This window comes from Pantoea sp. DY-5, assembly GCF_019795955.1.
Classification (GTDB): domain Bacteria; phylum Pseudomonadota; class Gammaproteobacteria; order Enterobacterales; family Enterobacteriaceae; genus Pantoea; species Pantoea leporis.
The window spans coordinates 1-1,547 of the sequence record NZ_JAIMIE010000017.1; the positions used below are offsets into that span (position 1 = coordinate 1).

Annotated in this window: 1 protein-coding gene; it reads left to right on the forward strand. The window is 55.1% G+C overall.

Annotation, left to right across the window (positions count from 1 at the left end; all coding sequences use genetic code 11):
* The first annotated feature begins 95 nt into the window (after window positions 1–95).
* Window positions 96–1,496, forward strand: a complete 1,401-nt coding sequence (locus K5Y30_RS24710) for an ISNCY family transposase (protein ID WP_222214029.1) — start codon at window positions 96–98, stop codon at window positions 1,494–1,496.
* Window positions 1,497–1,547 lie beyond the last annotated feature (51 nt).

Genomic DNA, 1,547 nt, shown 5'->3' on the forward strand with positions numbered 1-1,547 from the left:
TTGTAGTGGCTAAATTCAGATGTCCGCCTCTGGCTATATTGAGATGTCCGCTTTATCGTCCTTTTTCCAGGGTTTCCCGGCTGAGGACGCAACTGATGACGGCTTACGGTTCGGAGTGCTTTACGATGAATGAAGTTAACCGCCTCAAGATCCTGCAGGATGTCATTGATGGCAGGCTCACCACTTCGCTTGCATCACAACGACTTGGCCTTACGGATCGCCACTGCCGGCGTCTGCTTGCGCGTTATCGCGAGTCCGGACCGCTGGCACTGGCGAACCGCCGCCGTGGATTGCGCGGTAATCGGCAGCTTGTTCCTGGCCTTGCTGAACTTGCTCTGGGCATCATTCGAGATAATTACGCCGACTTTGGTCCGACGCTCGCCTGCGAGAAGCTGGCCGAACTCCATGACGTTGTGCTGGCTAAAGAGACCGTGCGTCAGCTGATGGTTCGCGCCGGACTCTGGATCCCCCGGAAAATGCGTGCGCCGAGGATCCAGCAGCCGCGCTATCGTCGCGCCTGCGTTGGCGAGCTGATACAGATCGACGGCTGCGATCACCGCTGGTTTGAGGAACGCGGTCCTGCCTGCACGCTGCTGGTCTACGTTGATGACGCGACCAGCCGCCTGATGCAGCTCCACTTCGTAAAATCTGAGTCCACGTTCACCTATTTTGACGCCACGCGCGGCTATCTGCAGCTGCACGGTAAGCCGCTGGCATTCTACAGCGACAAAGCCAGCATTTTTCGCATTAATAACAAAAATGCGGCTGGCGGTGACGGCCAGACGCAGTTCGGGCGCGCGATGAACGAGCTGAACATCACCGGCATCTGTGCTAATACCAGTTCTGCCAAGGGCCGTGTTGAACGTGCACATCTGACGCTTCAGGACAGGCTGGTCAAGGAGCTGCGGCTGCGCAAAATCAGCACGCCGGAAGCAGCCAACGCCTTTGCCGCTGAGTTCATGGCGGACTACAACCGGCGTTTTGCGAAAGAACCGCGACATGATTTCAACGTTCACCGGGCACTTGATGCAGACGATAATCTGGATCTGATATTCACCTGGCGCGAGCCAAGGCGCGTCTCAAAATCGCTTACAGTCCAGTATGATAAAACGCTTTATCTGCTTGAAGACAATGATAAAAGTCGTCAGGTAATGGGAAAATATATCGAGATTTATCATTATCCGGATGGAAAAATTGAGCTGCGGGCAAATGGTACTGCACTTCCCTGCTCTGCTTATGACCGCCTGGCGGAAGTCGACCAGGGCGCCATCGTTGAGAATAAGCGGCTGGGACACGCGCTGGCTGTGGCTAAACTGGTTCAGGAAAAGCGCGACAGCACGCGTTCACTCTCGGTCCCGTCAGGCAGCGGCCCCAGTCGCAGAGGACAGAAAAAAGACCCGGCGAAGAAGTCACAGCGCTCTTTAGATGAAAATGATTTGCTCGAAGCCCTTGCTGACTTACAGACCCGCAGCCAGGAGATATTTGGCAAGACCTGACGGACATTTCAATTCAGCTGAAACCCGGACATTTAAAACCAGCCTCAACAT

What these genes read in the sequence shown, in the direction of transcription:
- K5Y30_RS24710 (WP_222214029.1), top strand. Translation starts at nt 96, where the DNA reads ATGACGGCTTACGGTTCGGAGTGCTTTACGATGAATGAAGTTAACCGC.